Consider the following 15,831-nt stretch of genomic DNA (forward strand, 5'->3'; position numbering starts at 1 on the left):
CATTCATAAGCACAAAGTAATTATCGCAGAAAATACAATAAAATACTAACTTTGCATCCTAATTAATTTTATCCAAAGAAAAAAATATGAACTTCAAATATGACGTAATTGTTGTCGGGGCAGGCCATGCCGGTTGCGAAGCTGCAGCCGCAGCGGCCAACATGGGATCTAAAACCTTGCTGATAACAATGGACATGAACAAAATCGCCCAGATGAGTTGCAACCCCGCAGTAGGTGGCATCGCAAAAGGACAAATAGTGCGGGAGATAGACGCCCTCGGCGGACAGATGGGAATTGTCACGGATACAACTGCTATCCAATTCCGCATGCTGAACAAATCGAAAGGCCCAGCCATGTGGAGCCCTCGGGTGCAAAGCGACCGCGCGCAATTCATACTTAAATGGAGAGGGATCATCGAAAACACCGATAACCTTTTTGTATGGCAGGACACTGTAACATCTCTGATTATAGAAAACAAAACCATAACAGGAGTGAAGACCGCGATGGGTGTAAATTTCTCGGCAAAATCGGTAGTTCTCACAAACGGCACATTTCTGAACGGACTAATGCATATAGGCAAAACGCAACTCGGAGGAGGACGTGTTTCTGAACCGGCATCATTCGGAATCACCGAACAATTGAGAGAATTCGGATTTACTACCGACAGGATGAAAACGGGTACTCCCGCCAGAATAGATGGAAGAAGCGTAGACTTTAGTTTAATGGAAGAACAAAAGGGCGATGATGATTTCCACAAGTTCTCATACCTCGACTTCACCCCCCGCACACTGAAACAGCTTAGTTGCTGGATAACTTATACCAACGAAGAAGTACACTCCACATTACGCGATAGATTGGGCGATTCTCCACTTTACAACGGACAGATAAAAAGTATAGGACCCCGCTATTGCCCGAGTATAGAAACTAAAGTTGTAACATTCGCAGAGAAAACTTCGCATCAGTTGTTTTTGGAACCGGAAGGAGAAAACACACAGGAATACTACCTGAACGGATTCTCTTCTTCTCTCCCACTCCACACTCAAATTGAGGCTTTACAAAGAATCCCGGCATTCAGGAATATACATATTTACAGACCCGGCTATGCTATCGAATATGACTTCTTCGATCCCACACAACTAAAACATACGTTGGAAACGAAGCTAATCAACAATCTGTTTTTCGCAGGACAGATAAATGGTACTACCGGATATGAAGAGGCAGGCGGCCAGGGATTGATCGCGGGAATAAACGCCCATATAAAAACACAAGGGGGAGACGAATTTATCCTGAAAAGAGACGAAGCATACATCGGCGTATTAATCGACGATCTGGTAACTAAAGGTGTAGACGAACCGTACCGTATGTTTACCTCCCGCGCGGAGTATAGAATATTGCTTCGTCAAGATGATGCCGATGCACGCCTCACCGAAAAAGGATATAATATCGGCTTGGCAAAGAGAGAGAGGATTGATCTTCTGAATCAGAAGAGAGAAGAGATGAACAGGATTATCGATTTCACCGCCAATTATTCTTTGAAGCCGGAATACATAAACGAAGGATTGGAAAAACTTGGCACCAGCCCATTGAAGCATGGTTTAAAATTAAAAGATGTAATCACACGCCCACAGGTATCAATCGACAGCATAGCCGAACTAGTCCCTGCATTCAAAGCGGAACTGGATAAAATCCCAAACAGAAAAGAAGAGATCAAAGAGGCCTGTGAAATAATCATTAAGTATGACGGCTATATCAAGAGAGAGCAATTAATCGCAGATAAGATCTCCCGCCTCGAAAACATCCAGATAAAAGGGAAGTTCAATTACGAAGCGATACTCTCCCTTTCCACCGAGGCGCGCCAAAAGTTGACAAAAATAAATCCTGAAACAATCGCTCAGGCAAGCCGGATTCCGGGAGTTTCACCGAATGACATCTCAATATTATTGGTACTTTTGGGTAGATAAAACGAGATGTTCCACGTGGAACATACGAAAATTATAAGACAAAAAAAGAATGTTCCACGTGGAACATATAAATATTAACAATAAAAAATGGAGCAATTCACAAAAGAGCAGAAGCTATCTTTCTTAAGGAACACAGTAAGAAACATTCCTGATTTTCCAATTCCCGGAATCCAGTTTAAAGACGTAACCCCATTGTTCAATACTAAAGAATCTCTATCCACATTGACAGATGTTCTTTTAGAAGAATATAAAGGGAAAGGCATCACTAAGGTAGTAGGAATAGAATCAAGAGGATTTATCATGGGTCCGATAATGGCTCTTGAACTTGGAGCAGGATTTGTACCTATAAGAAAACCGGGAAAACTTCCGGCTGAAGTATTCGAAGAAGAATATGAGAAAGAATATGGTGTGGATAAAATCCAAATCCATAAAGATTCATTATCTGAAGATGATGTTGTCCTTATACACGATGATCTGCTTGCGACAGGAGGAACTATGTTTGCCGCCTATAATCTGGTAAAAAGAATGGGCGTGAAAAATATCTATGTGAATTTTATAATAGAGCTGGAAGAGTTAAAAGGACGGACACTATTCCCAAAAGATGTAGACATTAAGGCTTTGATACAGTTTTCCATATAAGAAATGAATGAATACCTCAGAAATATAATACAGAACATTCCCGACAAACCGGGCTGTTATCAATATTTTGATGACAAAGGAATCATTATATATGTAGGTAAAGCTAAAAATCTAAAAAAAAGGGTTTCGCAATACTTTACAAAAAATCACGATAGCCCAAAGACAAGAATACTCGTCAGCAAAATACGGGATATAAAATATATTATTGTAGATACGGAAGAAGATACCCTCCTACTCGAGAACAATCTGATAAAGGAATTTCAGCCACGTTACAATGTAATGCTCAAGGATGATAAATCTTACCCGTCAATTGTTATCCGTAATGAATATTACCCGAGAGTAGAGCTCACCAGAAAAATTTCGAAAGACGGCTCACAATACTTTGGACCTTATACAAATGTACTAAGCGTAAAAACTCTTTTGGAATTTGTACACAAATTATATCCCATACGCACATGTTCTTTAAATTTAACTCCGGAAAAGATCGCGGAGGGAAAATATAAGGTTTGTCTGGAATATCATATAAAAAGATGCCTCGGCCCATGCGTAGGATTGCAGACTCCGGAAAACTACATAAAAAATGTAGAATCGATAAAAGAGATCCTGAAAGGGAATACAAATCTCGTGAGTGATGAGATCTATGCAAAAATGCTCGAGCTTGCCGAAAATCAGGAATTTGAAGAAGCCAATAAATTAAAAGAAAAATATCTGCTTATTGAGAACTTCAAAAATAAATCTACCGTTGTAAGTAATATAAACTACAATATAGATATATACAGTTACGATGAAGATGAAAGCGCAGCATATATCAATTACCTGAATGTACACAACGGAGCAATAATACAAGCCTATACATTCGAATATCGCAAACGACTGGAAGAAGAGAAGGAAGAACTTCTCGGCCTGGGTATAATTGAAGTAAGGGAACGATTCGGTTCGAAGGCTAAAGAGATCGTCGTTCCATTTTATCCGGACCTCACGCTGGAAGGAGTAGAATTTGTAATTCCCCAGCGTGGAGATAAGAAAAAATTATTGCTTCTTTCGACACAAAACGTAAGACAGTACAAAATAGACAAATTAAAAAAAGCTGAAAGCCTTAACCCCGAACAACGGAGTGTAAGAATACTGAAAGAAATACAAAAAGATTTAAACCTCAAGGAGTTACCGACCCACATCGAATGCTTCGATAACTCAAATATACAGGGAACGAATCCAGTATCAGCTTGCGTTGTCTTCAAAATGGGAAAACCGTCGAAAAGAGACTACCGCCACTTTAATGTAAAAACAGTAGAAGGACCTGATGACTTTTCAACCATGCGAGAAGTCGTTTACCGCCGCTATCGCCGGTTGCTGGAAGAAGAAACTCCCCTACCCCAACTCATTGTTATAGACGGAGGTAAGGGACAGTTAAGCGCTGCCTGCGAGTCTCTTAAAGCACTGGAGATCTATGGGAAGGTCGCAATAGTAGGCATTGCCAAACGGCTGGAAGAGATTTACTATCCCGAAGATTCAATTCCTCTCTATCTTGATAAAAATTCAGAATCGTTAAAAGTGCTCCAACATCTTAGAGATGAAGCCCATCGATTTGGTATTACATTCCACAGAAATCAACGGAGTAAAAGCCAGGTAAAATCGGAACTGGATAATATAAAAGGTATCGGAGACGAGACTAAAAGGCTGCTTCTCAGAGAGTTCAGGAGTGTAAAAAGAATAAAGCTGGCAGAAGACAAAGAACTTGAGAAAATTATAGGAAAGTTCAAGACTGCTTTGATAAGAAAGTATTTCGAGGAGAAAAACAATTGAATATTTTACTAACTTTACTCATAGTAATTTGAACACAATATGGGAGAAAAACCAATTAAAGACCGGGTATTATACGCCGATATACTCCGAACTTTAACAATATATGCTGTTTTCATAATACATGTGTGTGGTGTAAGATGGTATAGTACGGTAGGAACTACTGAATGGCTCGCATTGAATACATATATGACAATGCTCAGATGGTGTATCCCGGTATTCTTTATGCTCAGCGGCATTATAATACTCGATCCTAAATATGACCTGTCGTTTAAAAAACTGTATACCAAAGCGTTGCCAAGATTAGTAATAGCTCTTGTTTTTTGGAGCATCCTATACAGGACACTCTCCCCTATTACATCCATAATATTGAATATCAAAGATGTAACTCTCGATGACTGGCAAAGGATCTATACTGAAATAGCATTAGGCACACCATGGCACCATCTTTGGTTTATGTATGCCATTATTGCAATATATATCCTCTCTCCCCTCCTGCGCGTATTTACAGCCCACGCCGAAAAGAAACACTATTTCTATTTTCTTGTTATCTATTTCATTTTCGGCTCGGTCATACCAAAGATAAATGCCGCCTATAATGTACACATAAGCTTCGGAGTATATGATTTATATTCATATACAGGATATTTCCTTGCCGGATACTTTTTTTCCAGATATGACCTCAGTTCTCTACAGAAAAAAATACTGTACACAGTTGGAATACTAAACATTGTATATGTACTGGGAACCTCCACATATTGGGGTATGGTGGAATTAAGAGGCAGCACCCAGTACTTCGAAAATATGGGCCCTCATACAATGATTTTTGCGTTTTTCATTTTTGTGCTTGCAAAAAATACCATCAGTAACAGTGAAAGGCTCCAAAGGTACAGGAATAACCGGTATATTACCCTTTTGGCCAATTGCAGTCTGGGGATATACCTTGTCCACGATTTTTTCAATATCGCACTCAATATGTTGAATATAAACACTAGTCTATTTCCTGCTGCAATATCTGTACCTGTGCTGGCCTTGTTTGTATATTCAGCATCCCTGTGTGTTGTGCTTATAATCAGAAAGATACCTGTCATTAACAAATGGATTATCTGAACGGATTGTCCAAGAGAGTATAAAAGATCTTCCTCTCTGGAAAGAAAAAAGACTTTTCCTATTGATAAATAGATTGTTAACTTTAAATAATCGAAAGACAGATAGACCTTATTGTTATCAGACCAGCCCGTTCGGGCCATAATTTATTATACTATTCTTCCCTGAACAATCATGTTTGAGAACTCTTTGAATATGTTAATTGTTTATCTAAAGATAACATTCAGTATAAAAACAATCTAAACTTACAGAATTATGAAAAATGACTTATTCTATTCGGCAAAACAAGCTGTGAAATTCTGGTGGGTTTCAATACTCGTGGGAATACTGGCCGTAGCTCTTGGCATCTGGTCCCTGATAACACCGCTAACCACCTTGGTGGCACTTACTCTGGTATTTGCCGTCACATTCTTTGTCAGCGGTATTTTCGAAATCGCCTTTGCCTTATCTAACAAGAAAGTCCTAAAAGGATGGGGATGGACGCTGATAAGCGGTATTATAGACCTTATTTTCGGGCTTATCCTTGTCGCCATGCCTGTAGAAGTAATTGCTCTGGTACTCACCTATTTCGTAGGATTCTGGGTTATGTTCCAATCTATATGGGCAATAGGTTCGGCAGCCGAATTACAACGCAACGGCGTGAACGGATGGGGATGGTTGATGGCATTAGCCATACTGGGGGTCATTATGTCCTTTATCTTTATCATGAGCCCTGCATTTACCACAGGTTTCATTATAGCATTGGTTAGTATTTCATTTATCTCTTACGGTTTCTTCCGTATATATTTAGGATTTAAATTGAAATCTTTGCATAAAGAAATGGATGAAATAGAAAAAGATTTAAAAGAATAATAAACAGGAACACCAGAATTAATGAAAAGGATATGTCAAAAGTAATATTGCGTTAGCAAAGTGTTACCCTCTATTGCCATGCTGAACGGAGTGAAGAATCTCAAGCCTAAAAAACGAGATGTTTCACTCCGTTCAACATGACAACCAACGGTTACAGGAGCATAGCGTATGTAAATAGAATCTAAAAATACTTTTTACACACCATCTTAATATTTTATCAATCAGATACCTAAAGCATTATTGTTACATATAGCTTTTCTATTATTCCCGGCTGCACTTATCGCACATCAGTTTCCATTATAAAAACAGAGAAACTTTATCAATATAGAGAAAAGAAACCGAAAACAAATGACATCAAAAAATATAGAAAAAGTGACATTAAGAAAAATGATACAAAAGTGTTACCTTTGTTACCTTAAAAGTTATCTCCAAAATTCTCCAAGAAAACAAACGAAAACAAAAGTGATATGTATGAAACTAAATACACTTATATATAGCTATTTATATTAGTTAACAAGAGTAAAATTTGATTTTTATTTTTCATTTACATAATCGTTTTTTATCTATTATTTGTTACCTGTTTGTTACTTATGGATTTTTATAATTGTTACTTTATTCGTTTTTCGTAAATTATTATGTTTCTTATACTTATATAAGTACTGATTACTAGCTATTTAAAAACATACATATCAAAAGGTAATTAATCCTTATTTTCCTTTGCCATGTCGTTCCTTGTTTGTATCTTGCCCCCGGTCGATACAAAGCTCATATTCGTTTTTTTAGTATTAAAGGTTTGCAAAGATATAAATATCCGGTTAATTTACAAGGAAAAAGTGCTGATGCAAATCATTACTTAAACCTGTCCCTATTGATATACCCTATTCTTAATCAAGCCTGAAAGATATATTAATATAAGCAGCCAATAATGGATGAAAAATATTAATTACTCTCTATTCCATTTTACAAAGCACCATCATGGCAACTCAAACATACAACAAATATAAAATACTTATAGCTCCCGGTTCCAAAAAGATGCAGGGACTGAAGGTCGGGGATATTGTCCGCAGGCAATATTTCGACAATCCCAACCTTATCTATTCCCTGATGATTGTCCTTGAAACAGGCGTTGATATAATCGACGAAAAAGAATCTTCCTATATCATAGGCGCGCTGATCGAAGGGGATGAACCTCAGAGTGGTGAACTATTGGATTTTGTGCGTGTAACCAACCTGCATGACAATGACAGGAGTGGCGCCTTATACTTAACGGCATCTGACAGTGAAGCTCCATATCTGGATGTAATAGACGGCCTGGCATATAACCATTCATTATGTTATCCCTATATACCGGGTGGAAACCCTGATAATGCGGATAAGAATAAATATAGTTGTAGCGGAAGCCCTTTTCTGGATACAGCCTATAAGCAATCGGAACAGGATGCCGGCCGTATATACCGCATTACACGGAATGAAATGGTGGGGCAACCTGACTTCTTAGGGATAAAGCAGACGATAGAGAAACAATTGAGCCATCCCCAGCGTCTTATCGTTTCGTTTAAGGCCAGGGCTTCAAAAGCTATGACCGGGGTAAATGTATCTTTAGGTTTTAAGGAAGACGCAGGGCAAGCGGATGGGGAACAAACCATCGGTATCGATACAGGATGGCAATATAGGCTGTTTATGGTAACCATCGACCTGCCATCGCATTATCAGCGCAGCCTCTATATTGACCTTACCCGGCAACTGGAGGCGACGGGAGACTGGTTTGAAATCGCGGACCTGAATATTGTCCTGCAATCCTATATATCCACCTTCGCCAACGCGGCAAAAGTGCGGATCGGAAAAGTAAAGGGGATCGCAGACCCGGTTTTTGGCGTGCTTGATGGCTACGGGGCTTACTTCCGGAATATGTATGCCACCCAAAACGTCAATATTGCCGGGACACTGACTGCCGGGGATGAGAACGGGTTCAGCTCTACGTTTTATGTAGGAAAGATACATAAGAACGTCATCAGAAACAGTATCGACTGCGAGTTTACAGACTCTCCTGTTACACCCCTCGAAGAACATTCCCCAGTCGGTATTGGTAAATGCTGGATAACCGGAAACACAACAAAACTGAAAGTACAATCAGCCGGATGGCGGGAATCCCATCGGAATAAAAAATATTGTTTTTCCATTTGGATAAAAGCAGGTATTGCCACTAATATAGCAGTATACCAGGATGAATACCATTTGCAGGATATACAGGCGGATTCTACAGATTGGAAGAGGTATTCCGTCCCTTTCACCTTTAAGGACTCAAAAGAGACGGATTGTATTATCCGGCTGGAAGCTCCTGTCAGCGGAATGCTTATAACAGCGCCGCAATTGGAGGCAGGTTCCACCCCGTCTCAATACCAGCCTACAGACGGGACGCTTTCCTATGTAGAAGATTACGGGGCCTGGTTTTCTAAAGGTGGTATCGGGGGTACGATACAAAATCCCCTGTTAAAGCTGAACAATGACGGCTCCATCAGTTCCCGCGACAACTCTTTTGTTATCAATCCCGACGGCACGGGACACTTTGCCTCGGGACGCTTTAAATGGACAAAAGATACGATAAGCCTGCAGGACGTAACGATCAAATGGGAGGACTTCGATCCGGAAGCGCAGGAAAACCTGTTGCCCAAGTCCGTAAGCCTGAGCGGTACGGATATATTCCATTATCCGGATAAACCTGAAGAGGCCTGCGATCCCGTGGAGATCACCATCTACGCCACTGAGCATAACTTTACAGGGACAACAAGGAAATGGCAGTACCTCTCCCCGGAATCAGTATGGAAAGAATTAGCAGGTAATAATAAGGATTTTATACAGGTATCGCCTACAGGCCATTACTGGGAGGGAAGGGATGTTTTATCCCTCCGCTATACAGCGACTTATAAAGACGAAGCATTTGAGGATATTTTCTCCATTTATAAACAATTTGACGGGCAAAGCGCGTATTCTATCTATATAAACTCTTCCAACGGTTCCGTATTTAGAAACGGAGCTGTCTCAACGCTATTGTCGGCAAGGGTATATAAAGGCAGTGAAGATGTGACCGGAAAAATACCGGATATGAATTTCAGGTGGATAAGGAGCAGTAAGGATATTGCCGGCGATGCTCTATGGAACAGCGTGGATCATACGGGGAAAACACTGGAGATAACCGGAGAGGATGTTTACCGCAAAGCGGTATTCGACTGCGAAGTAATATTATCGACAATATAAAAAACAAGGATCATGGCACAAAAAGCAGCGCGTGGACAGGTCACTATTATCGACCAGAACGACGCGGTCAGCCTCCAGGCATTTATCGGCTCCAACCAGCCGCTGACACAGATTTATACGAAAGATACCAACGCCTATGCCCCGGCATGGACGGCGTCCCCTTACCTGGTACTGACGCCTGCTCTGTTCGTCAGCGGTAAGGGAGATGCCGACCAGGTTACTTCAGTAGGGAACGCGGCTACGCTGACACCCGGAATCAAGACCGGCTCGTCCAGGTGGTATAAGGACGGAGTAGCCGTCACCTCGGGACAAGACAGTTGCACTATAGCCGCAGCAGCATCCAAATATGCCCTGACGGTCAATACGAACCATATGAGCATTACATCGCCGCAGGTACGGTATACCTTCGAAGCGGTGTATATTGATGCGAACGGCCTGGAGATCGCTTTCCGCTCGGAGATACAATTCACCCGGCACCAGTCGGCGGGAGCCACGATCTGCGCTATCGCCTATGCCCCGGACGGGGTCATTTTCCGTAACGGCGAGGTCGCTTCGTTAAAGGCGCACTGCGACCTGTGGCGCGGGGCGGCAATCGATACGACCAACGTAACCTATTGCTGGGGTATCAAGGATTCTTCCGTCTTTGCCAATACGACCCTTTCGGCTGCTGCCGCGACCGGGGCCGTTACCGTAACCGTCGCTTCGGTAGCCAATATGGAGGCCGGGGGGAAGATTGTTATCGGTACGGCTACACATACGATCTCGACGGTCAATACTTCGACCAAAGCAGTTACCCTGACTTCCGCGTTGACGGCGGAGGCCGCATCCGGGGCTACGGTCAGGAACCCGTATTACAATGCCATGCTGGGAGCGGGCTGGTCGTGCCTGACTTCTTCCAACCCGCGCGGAGTAACGGCAGGGTGGACAAGCAATGAGATTACCATCACCGCCGATGCCGTCCTGAATTTTGAAACCTTCAAATGCGCGATTAAAGACACGGATACTTCGGCAGGCAATGCTTCCGCCAATAAGATCGTATGTGATATTATCTCCTTCTCGGATATGTCCGACCCTGTTATGGTGGATATCGTGAGCCAGAAGGGATTTATTATTAAGAACGACGCCAACGATGTGGACGCTAAAGCAGTGCTATACCGCGGCGGAGAGGAGCTGGACGCGGCAGGTACGGAATATACTTATACATGGAAACTCTGGAACGCGGCGGGTACGGCGGTCGCTAAAACCTATACGGGAAAAGCCGTTACCATTGCCAAAGCGGATGTGACGGGAAAGGGGGTATTGATGTGCGAGGTTTCAAAATGATCCGCTAAAAAGTACCGGCATGGAATCATGCTTATTAACTCCTTCTTTAAGAATAAATAAACGGCAAACACCGGTATTGCGAATAAAGAAAATACCGGTATTTGGATAAAAGATTACTACCTGTTATTGAAGGCGTTTCAGGCGGTACAATAATTGCCGGATTGCTTCCTGATAGTCATCGATAATAGCCTGGGTGAAGGCTTCCGTAAACAGTTCCCTCTGGGATTCCGTGTATTTGACAAACTCTTCCGCATGCTTTACGATATCCGATGGATTCTTTGTTTCAGGAATTACGATATCCAGGTCTCCTATTGTAGCATACGATGTTTCTACCAGGCGGTCGGTTACATCCAGCAGGTCTTCGATAGCCTGATCCAATGCAATGTGGGCGGAATAGCTGCCTGGGCCTGTAATATGCCAGTGATGCAGTTTCAGGCTGCTGTTAAATGAAAAGACTTTTCCGATAAATGCCGCAACCGCTACATGGGCAGATACAGCTTTTGATGATGTATTGTACATAATTTTGAAAAATTGGTTCATAATTATACCTGTAAATATAATGATTTTAATATTTTTTTACGGGATATTGCCTGATAAAATATTATTGTTGTATATCAAGGAAAATCCTTCCTGCATGCAGCCCCTGTCCATCGCTTCTAAAATAATGGTGCTAAAAGGGCGATAATAACAGTAAAGGTGAATAAATCTTATTCCCCGATAAATATCCGGGCTAAAATGCCCTGAATCCGCTTGTCTGTCTTACCTTTGTGCTTAAGCACGTAAGTGGCGCCGGTAAGCGGGCCACAAATGGGCTCATTGAATTCCCGGACTGTGCGCCGGTCTTCAGGGACAAATTACAGAGAGGTTCACAAATAATATATGATACCAATAACGCATTAAATTATGGCCACATTAAAGTTTATCCTGCGCAAGTCCGTCAGCGGAGCGCGCTGCAAGGGCAGCCTGTGCCTTCGCCTGATCCACAGCCGCAAGGTCAAAGTCATCACCAGCCCTTTCCGGCTTTACCCCCACGAATGGGACGGGGCCGGGCAAAGGGTACATCTTCCTGAAGAGGGCTCCCCGCGCTACCCTTACCTGTGCAAGGTAACCGAAAGCCTTTGCGCTTACGGCGAACAATTCGAAGAAGCGGCCGGGCGGCTGGAGAAATCGGGGCGTTATACCGTTGATGACATCCTTTGCAGTTACCATAGGGAGCATAACCCGGCCAACCTTTCCGGCTTTGCCGGGCTGCAGGAGCGCAACCTGCTGCGTGCCGGCCAGGAGCGTACCGCCCGTGCTTACCGCACCGTCAGCCGCGGGCTTATCACCTTCAATAAGGGGCGTGATATCCCCCTGAGCCAGATCAACGCCTGTATGATGAAAGAGTTCGAGGCCTACCTCAAGGAGCGGGGCAAGGCCATGAATACGATCTCTTACTATATGCGTATGCTGCGTGCCATCTATTGGAAGGCCGTCAAGGAGAAACTGATCGATGCCCGGCGTGAGAATCCTTTTGACCATGTTTTCACGGGCTTCCAGAAAACCCGTAAACGGGCATTGGATATCGAAAGCCTCCGCGCGCTGAACAGCCTTGATTTTTCGGCTTTACTGGAACGGCAAACCCAGCCGCCTGTAAATGCGCATAAGCAGCTTAAAGAAGCCCCGCGGGAGGATAAAACTACAGACAGGGCCCTTTATACTTCGTGGCGCTATTTCTTCTTTTGCTTCCATGCAAGGGGAATGAGCTTTGTGGATATGGCCTACCTGCGCAAGGAGAATATCCGCCAGGGGGTGATCAGCTACTACCGCAAGAAGACGGGCCAGAAGATCGAGGTGACGGTCACGCCCACTTTACAGCGCATCATCGACAGCTTCAGCGGCGAGGTCCGCCACAGCCCCTACCTCTTCCCCGTCATCCGGGACGCGGACAGATCCCCGCGCCTGCAATACGAGAACGGCCTGCGCCTCCAGAATAAGCGCCTGAAAAAATTATCCGCCCTGGCCGGCATTGGGGAGAAATTAACGACCCATGTCTCGCGCCACAGCTGGGCGACCATCGGCAAGAAGCAGAACCTGCCGCTGTGGGTTATCAGCGAGGGCCTGGGGCATTCCTCCGAAAAGATGACCTATACCTACCTGGCCTCCTTCGACCGCTCGACCCTTGACCGGGCCAACGAGCAGATCGCCCTGGCCCTGGTCTCCCCGCCATCCGCTACCGCCGGCTTCGCCTGCCTGTAGGGCTGAAACCGGTTTATATGCCTTTACAAACAAAAACTATAGCTTACATTTCTTGATCAGCTTACCCGCTATTTTATATGGCAGGGCATATTTTCTTTTATTTCCGGCTGAAAATAAAAAAGTATTTTTATATTTGTAAGCATATTTTTACTGAAAGGAGGAAAATAGGAGCATATTCTGAGCCGGACAACACAAAACCGAACGTTTTGCGTTCATTTTATCTATTCATCTTAACATCTGACACTTAGCAAGTGTCGGAATAAGTTTGTTTAACGCATATAAACAATTGCAAAGTTAGGCGTTATTTTTTAATAATGTTGTTAGATTCGGTTATCCATTTTTACACTTTCTTTACCTATTTCACACCCAAGCCGGTTATGCTGCCTTATCCCGCCCGGGGTTTCTCCCAGGTGCTGCTTACAGTAGCGGCTGAATGAGGCTTTTGATGCAAAGCCGAATTCAGCGCGCAGTTCGTTTAGCGATTTCTCCCCCGTGCAGAGGGCATGGTATATCTTTTTTGCCCTGTGCTGGTTCATCCACTTGTACCCGGATATATTAAATACCTTCCTGAAGCGTTTCTCTATGCCCGAGAGGGACATATTCATCGCGGCGGCCAACTCGGAAAGGGAGTGGTAGTTGTGGTAATTGTTCATCACATAAAGGGAGAAACCCGGGTCGCCGCTCAGGGCTTCGTGAAAAAACAACGCGAGTTCCTCTTTCGAGTAAAATTCCCCGAGCAGGTAGAGCAGTTCATTTATCTTCAGTTCATTATAATATCCGCAACAGAGCCCTTTGCGTATACAGTAGGCCAGCATATCCGTATACCCCTTTACGGGTTCCTTCATTTCCAGCAGGTAGGGGGAATCCGTTCCCGTATCCGGGGTCCGGTGTACCAGGTCCTCCAGCCTGTAGCAGTCGCAGAACTGCAGCTTGGAGTAAGGGCGTATGAACAGGAGCAGGGCTCCGGATTCAGCCCTGTAGCTGAAGTTGTAGCCTACAGGCAGGTAAAGCGCCTGCCCGCAGCGCATCCGGCGGTTATTGTACATCCCGAAGGAATAGGTGATCTCCCCCCTGAGCAGGAAGATGATCTTACTCTGCAGGGCCTGTTGTTCATGGCTGCTGCCGGTACTGATCTCTTTGGTTTCAATGGCCGGTCTGGCGTCCCTGTCGCAACTCAGGCAGGTGCGGCAGGCCATGTGTTCGTTAAGGTATGATAAATCCATATTCAGTTGGTTTTGAGTTTGTTTAATCCATGTTTAATGATGCTGTTGCTGTGTCAGGCCGGTTTGTACCCGGAAAGGCTATTGGTTATCAACAGATTAAAAGCCTGTCGCCCTCCGGTTTTCCTGCCGTCGGGGGTCCGCCTGTTTAACGGTTCGTGTCAGAAGTTATCCCCTGTATTTATTTATTGCTTGTTAATGTGTTAATATACAGACGATTGCAATCCAGTCTACATACCATCCGACACTTGCTAAGTGTCAGATGCCGGAATCAGATAAATATATCTCGATGCATGCCTTTCCGTCAGGGGGGCATGCAATCTTACTCCGGTTCATCCGGGAGGGGATAAAACGGTATAAACAGTATACAGGAGGCGGTAAGGCTGGCAGATGAAACGTTTAACAAAAACAATACAAAAAGATGTGCAGAGTTCACTATTTACCGGTAACGATGGAGCGGCAGGGCGGACGGTTTTATATCGGCCTGGACATGCAATTTGTGGGGGATATGGCCACGGCCGACCAGTCACACCAGTTCATACCCGTACTGTCGGCCGGGGACAGGCGCAGGGAGTTACCGATGGTTCTGGTAGCCGGGCGTTCGCGCTACCGGTCGTTGCGGCTTGCCTTATGGGGCCTTGGCGGGGACATACTGCGCTCTTACCATATAAAAAAGTTGTTGCAGGCAACCGGCCGGGCGGCCATCGATTACCCTTACCGTATATCCCTGGACTACGAACAGTGGATGGACAAGGCGGAAATAACCGTCATACAGCAGTGAACCGGCAAACAATGAACAACATGAAGTCAACTAAATAATACCTATATATTTTATGAAACAATCCGTAATCCTATTTCTGCTTCTGGCGATTGCCCTGGTATCCGTACGGGGGCAGGACGTAGTTGGCAACCTGCCGCTGTCCTCGCCGCACCTGGCAGTCAAGACCAATTTATTGTACGATGCTACCACCACTTTCAACCTGGGGGTGGAGGTTAAGCTGGACAGCCGCTATACGCTGGACCTGCCGGTTAATTACAACCCCTTCACCTATAGCGGGAACAGGAAGCTGAAACATATACTGGTGCAGCCGGAGCTCCGTTACTGGGTTTACGAACCGTTTTTCAGTCATTTCATCGGTGTGCATGCGCTCTATGCCAATTACAATGTGGGGGCCATCAAGTTGCCGCTGGACCTGTATCCGGACCTGGAGACCAGCCGTTACCGGGGCAACCTTTTCGGGGCGGGCATTTCCTACGGTTACCACTGGATGCTCTCCCCCCGCTGGAACCTGGAAGCCACTTTCGGCTTCGGGTTTGCCTATTCGGACTATGACAGGTATGAGTGCAAAACCTGCGGCAAGCTGCTGGAGAGCGGCAGCAAGCATTATTTCGGGCCTACCAAGGCCGGTATATCCATCATCTATATAATCAAATAA

General features: G+C 44.2%; 12 protein-coding genes. 10 read left to right on the forward strand and 2 right to left on the reverse strand.

Annotated features, from left to right (window positions below):
* Window positions 1-86 precede the first annotated feature (86 nt).
* From mnmG to ACYQ3L_RS02565, 7 genes are all read left to right on the forward strand, one after another.
* A complete protein-coding gene (gene mnmG / locus ACYQ3L_RS02535; RefSeq protein WP_379996601.1) occupies window positions 87-1,961 on the forward strand; it encodes a tRNA uridine-5-carboxymethylaminomethyl(34) synthesis enzyme MnmG in 1,875 nt (624 codons plus the stop codon).
* Window positions 1,962-2,048: 87 nt separating this feature from the next.
* Complete coding sequence (locus ACYQ3L_RS02540) at window positions 2,049-2,600, forward strand: adenine phosphoribosyltransferase (protein WP_379996599.1); 552 nt, start codon at window positions 2,049-2,051, stop codon at window positions 2,598-2,600.
* 3 nt (window positions 2,601-2,603) lie between these two features.
* On the forward strand, window positions 2,604-4,403 hold the full coding sequence (gene uvrC / locus ACYQ3L_RS02545) for an excinuclease ABC subunit UvrC (protein WP_379996597.1): 1,800 nt from the start codon (window positions 2,604-2,606) through the stop codon (window positions 4,401-4,403).
* A gap of 39 nt (window positions 4,404-4,442) precedes the next feature.
* Window positions 4,443-5,510 carry an acyltransferase gene (locus ACYQ3L_RS02550; RefSeq protein ID WP_379996595.1) on the forward strand — a complete coding sequence of 356 codons (1,068 nt, stop codon included), beginning with the start codon at window positions 4,443-4,445 and terminating at the stop codon, window positions 5,508-5,510.
* A 252-nt stretch (window positions 5,511-5,762) separates the two neighbouring features.
* Window positions 5,763-6,359 (forward strand): HdeD family acid-resistance protein, encoded by a 597-nt coding sequence (locus ACYQ3L_RS02555; protein WP_324354458.1) that lies wholly within the window; start codon window positions 5,763-5,765, stop codon window positions 6,357-6,359.
* Window positions 6,360-7,334: 975 nt separating this feature from the next.
* On the forward strand, window positions 7,335-9,614 hold the full coding sequence (locus ACYQ3L_RS02560) for a hypothetical protein (RefSeq protein ID WP_459952287.1): 2,280 nt from the start codon (window positions 7,335-7,337) through the stop codon (window positions 9,612-9,614).
* Window positions 9,615-9,626: 12 nt separating this feature from the next.
* A complete protein-coding gene (locus tag ACYQ3L_RS02565) occupies window positions 9,627-10,937 on the forward strand; it encodes a hypothetical protein (RefSeq protein ID WP_459952288.1) in 1,311 nt (436 codons plus the stop codon).
* 123 nt (window positions 10,938-11,060) lie between these two features.
* Here the strand turns inward: ACYQ3L_RS02565 and ACYQ3L_RS02570 are convergent, their stop codons facing one another.
* Complete coding sequence (locus ACYQ3L_RS02570) at window positions 11,061-11,456, reverse strand: DUF5856 family protein (protein ID WP_380002040.1); 396 nt, start codon at window positions 11,454-11,456, stop codon at window positions 11,061-11,063.
* Window positions 11,457-11,840: 384 nt separating this feature from the next.
* Here ACYQ3L_RS02570 and ACYQ3L_RS02575 point away from each other — a divergent pair, with 384 nt between their 5' ends.
* Complete coding sequence (locus tag ACYQ3L_RS02575; RefSeq protein ID WP_459952289.1) at window positions 11,841-13,175, forward strand: phage integrase SAM-like domain-containing protein; 1,335 nt, start codon at window positions 11,841-11,843, stop codon at window positions 13,173-13,175.
* A 320-nt stretch (window positions 13,176-13,495) separates the two neighbouring features.
* Here ACYQ3L_RS02575 and ACYQ3L_RS02580 read toward each other — a convergent pair whose 3' ends face one another.
* A complete protein-coding gene (locus ACYQ3L_RS02580; protein ID WP_459952290.1) occupies window positions 13,496-14,398 on the reverse strand; it encodes a helix-turn-helix domain-containing protein in 903 nt (300 codons plus the stop codon).
* 418 nt (window positions 14,399-14,816) lie between these two features.
* Between ACYQ3L_RS02580 and ACYQ3L_RS02585 the strand changes: the two genes are divergently transcribed.
* Window positions 14,817-15,176 (forward strand): hypothetical protein, encoded by a 360-nt coding sequence (locus tag ACYQ3L_RS02585; RefSeq protein WP_459952291.1) that lies wholly within the window; start codon window positions 14,817-14,819, stop codon window positions 15,174-15,176.
* Between the two features lie 52 nt (window positions 15,177-15,228).
* Entirely contained in the window at window positions 15,229-15,831 is a 603-nt protein-coding gene (locus tag ACYQ3L_RS02590; RefSeq protein ID WP_380000562.1) for a DUF3575 domain-containing protein, read from the forward strand.

Source organism: Dysgonomonas termitidis (assembly GCF_054657735.1).

Bases quoted from the DNA above. Each gene is read 5' to 3' on its own strand.
- ACYQ3L_RS02585 (WP_459952291.1), top strand. From the start codon at position 14,817: ATGTGCAGAGTTCACTATTTACCGGTAACGATGGAGCGGCAGGGCGGA.
- ACYQ3L_RS02565 (WP_459952288.1), top strand. From the start codon at position 9,627: ATGGCACAAAAAGCAGCGCGTGGACAGGTCACTATTATCGACCAGAAC.
- ACYQ3L_RS02550 (WP_379996595.1), top strand. From the start codon at position 4,443: ATGGGAGAAAAACCAATTAAAGACCGGGTATTATACGCCGATATACTC.
- ACYQ3L_RS02590 (WP_380000562.1), top strand. From the start codon at position 15,229: ATGAAACAATCCGTAATCCTATTTCTGCTTCTGGCGATTGCCCTGGTA.
- ACYQ3L_RS02580 (WP_459952290.1), bottom strand. From the start codon at position 14,398: ATGGATTTATCATACCTTAACGAACACATGGCCTGCCGCACCTGCCTG.
- ACYQ3L_RS02570 (WP_380002040.1), bottom strand. From the start codon at position 11,456: ATGTACAATACATCATCAAAAGCTGTATCTGCCCATGTAGCGGTTGCG.
- ACYQ3L_RS02540 (WP_379996599.1), top strand. From the start codon at position 2,049: ATGGAGCAATTCACAAAAGAGCAGAAGCTATCTTTCTTAAGGAACACA.
- ACYQ3L_RS02575 (WP_459952289.1), top strand. From the start codon at position 11,841: ATGGCCACATTAAAGTTTATCCTGCGCAAGTCCGTCAGCGGAGCGCGC.
- mnmG (WP_379996601.1), top strand. From the start codon at position 87: ATGAACTTCAAATATGACGTAATTGTTGTCGGGGCAGGCCATGCCGGT.
- ACYQ3L_RS02555 (WP_324354458.1), top strand. From the start codon at position 5,763: ATGAAAAATGACTTATTCTATTCGGCAAAACAAGCTGTGAAATTCTGG.
- ACYQ3L_RS02560 (WP_459952287.1), top strand. From the start codon at position 7,335: ATGGCAACTCAAACATACAACAAATATAAAATACTTATAGCTCCCGGT.
- uvrC (WP_379996597.1), top strand. From the start codon at position 2,604: ATGAATGAATACCTCAGAAATATAATACAGAACATTCCCGACAAACCG.